This is a genomic window from Caballeronia sp. LZ003, assembly GCF_031451465.1.
Lineage (GTDB): Bacteria > Pseudomonadota > Gammaproteobacteria > Burkholderiales > Burkholderiaceae > Caballeronia.
The window spans coordinates 1-2,320 of sequence record NZ_JARUXJ010000015.1 but is presented as its reverse complement, the minus strand read 5'-3'; the positions used below and the strand labels follow the sequence as shown (position 1 = coordinate 2,320).

The following is a 2,320-nucleotide window of genomic DNA, read 5'->3' as shown; positions in this document are numbered from 1 at the left end:
CATGAGCATCATGTCGATGCCGAACTTGTTGCCTGGAATCAGCCACATCGACGCAGCGCCTGCCGCGGCAAGCGCCACGCCCGCAATCGTCTGGAAGATCCCGCCCGCCTTACTTCCTGCAAGCACCGGTGCGATACGAATCGGCTCGCCGCCAGACGGCCAGCCAAGCTGCGTCTCTGTCACGTTGCGCTGTCCGACGAACACCGCATAGCGCACGCCTTGTTCCCCGCTCTTGCAGAGCTCGCGCCAGAAGCCCGGAATCATGGCACCGAGGGCACCGATCGCTTCGCGAGGAGAACGCACGATATAGGCGTGGTCGCGACCGAACTTGGCCCCCAGACTCCCATAGAGCCTGATTGGGCGCACTACATCTTCCAATTGAGCGTCTCCCGATGACGCAGCACATGCGTCACGTGTTTGCGGTAACGGGGCAGCGGCTCACGTCGCGAGAGCTGACCCCAAAGGTGGTGCAATATCTCGTCGTTCCCAAGATAGACTGCGGCGTGGTTGGGCACGCCGTATCGGCTCGCAATTGCCATAAGTAAGACGTCGCCCGTATGCAAGCTTGCACTGAGCTCTATGTTCGCGAAGCCCGCCGCTTCGTAGTTGTCCAGGTACAGCGAGCGGGCGGGATCGATCCACCACTTCCCGGAGCGTTCGAAGTCCGGCAGATCCAGCCCGAGTGCTGCGCGGTAATAACGTCGCACGACGCCATAACAATCATGTGTGCCGTGTACGAAGCGCGCACCGAGGAGCGGCGCGGTGGCAGTCGCTTGAGCGATTGCTTGCGCCGTAAATTGGTGAAGGCGGCCTGCCTGAGCGGCGCCGCCCTCGCCGCGTTCAACGCTTTGGATGAGCCACACCGGAGCGCCTGACGTCCCACATGCAAACAGGTCATCAAGGCTTGGCAGAGCACTCGCATCAGGATGCGAATGAACGATGGCCTGCACGGACCCCACATCTTCTGCGCAAGCATAGTCGGCCGCTGAAATGGAAAAGTGCTCGGATGGGTGATGAGAAGCGTTGGCGCACGGCAGGTAAGCGCCGTTCACGATTAGCCCGCACGATTCGTTCGGATAACACGCGAGCGCGTGCTTCTGAATCGCCGCACGCGTCCGATCGGCAAGCATCACTTATCCGCCGCGCGTGAGCGTGCCATCCGCGCCTGCCGCCGGAAAGCCACCAAAAGGCAGCGGCACGTCCTTGAAGCGCTTTCGGCAGCACGACAATCGCCCACCGCACCTATCCTCTTCCGGATTGTCCGTCTTAATGTTGTTGCGCGTGAAGTAATCCGTTCCGCGATAACCGCATTCAGCACCGCGGTACTCCCATTGACACACCGCACTGATAATCTGGCGTGCAGGCAGTTTGCGCCCCGACAGATCCAAGGGTGAACTCAAAGAGAATTCGACCACCGCCGCCGTTTCAAGCGTCTTTTGCTCAATTAGCCACACCTCGACGGGCATCTCGGCGTGCGGATCGGCTTGCGCGCTATCGTCAAGATACTGCGCAAGCGTTCTGCGCCGTCGCACGGGCGCGCCCACGAGATCGGCGAATCGCTCGCATAGTCTGGAAATCGCGCCGTCGAGATTGGCGACGCTCAGCGTAGGCGTGGGTTGTGCGGCGTCCCCCGTTCGTCCGAAGCCCATAATTTGCACGGGAAATGCGTGATACTGCTGCCCTTGCCATTTGATTAGGCCACCGTGCTGATGCGCATGAAACCGCAGAACTTCACCGCCTCGGCTTGTCAGATCGAGCTCGAATAAATTGATCAGCGCACCCGGCTCCAGTCGCTGCACATCCGCACGTGCCGCATTGATCACTTCACTCATGCGTCAAAGACCTCCTTGAATGTCACGCTTAATGCGTAAAGATCGCCGCCGAGCGCGCGCGTTTGCACGCCCTGCTGAGCGTCAAGCCTGAACAGGCCGCGCGTGCGTAATGGCGGTGTCCAGTAAAAGGCTTCGGTACCGCGCGTGGCATCGAGAAACGCGCGGATTGCGCCGATTTCCTGGCCGCATGCCACAAACCGTAACGGCCACGACTCGGTAACGTTGCGCGCGCCGTCCGCCACGACCTGGCTATAGCCGTCGCCAAACTGCACCGCACGCACTCGATAGTGCGTGGTTCCCTCCGCATCAACAGAAGGTGACCAGGTAAAGGTGCGATGCGTAGCTGATATGCTCACGCGAGCAACCCCTGCGACATCAAATAACCGACGCCGCCCTGCCCGCCCATCTTGCGGGCGATTCTCTGATCCACAAATGCGCGCACCATCTCCTGCAACTCACGTGCGTCCTGTTCGCCCAAGCCCGCACCT

The 2,320-nt window shown here is 60.8% G+C and carries 3 protein-coding genes and 1 pseudogene; all 4 read right to left on the bottom strand.

Annotated features, from left to right (window positions below):
- Window positions 1-366: pseudogene (locus tag QCE79_RS32385) on the bottom strand (tail assembly protein); the annotation flags it as partial.
- On the bottom strand, window positions 366-1,130 hold the full coding sequence (locus QCE79_RS32380; RefSeq protein WP_309851386.1) for a C40 family peptidase: 765 nt from the start codon (window positions 1,128-1,130) through the stop codon (window positions 366-368). The gene QCE79_RS32380 and the pseudogene QCE79_RS32385, both read right to left, overlap by 1 nt.
- A 3-nt stretch (window positions 1,131-1,133) precedes the next feature.
- Entirely contained in the window at window positions 1,134-1,832 is a 699-nt protein-coding gene (locus QCE79_RS32375) for a phage minor tail protein L (RefSeq protein WP_309851384.1), read from the bottom strand.
- Window positions 1,829-2,188 (bottom strand): phage tail protein, encoded by a 360-nt coding sequence (locus QCE79_RS32370; RefSeq protein WP_309851381.1) that lies wholly within the window; start codon window positions 2,186-2,188, stop codon window positions 1,829-1,831. The genes QCE79_RS32375 and QCE79_RS32370 overlap by 4 nt, the downstream gene beginning before the upstream one ends.
- Window positions 2,189-2,320 lie beyond the last annotated feature (132 nt).

Excerpts from the sequence above, each read along its gene's own strand:
- QCE79_RS32375 (WP_309851384.1), bottom strand. The coding sequence starts at position 1,832 with ATGAGTGAAGTGATCAATGCGGCACGTGCGGATGTGCAGCGACTGGAG.
- QCE79_RS32380 (WP_309851386.1), bottom strand. The coding sequence starts at position 1,130 with ATGCTTGCCGATCGGACGCGTGCGGCGATTCAGAAGCACGCGCTCGCG.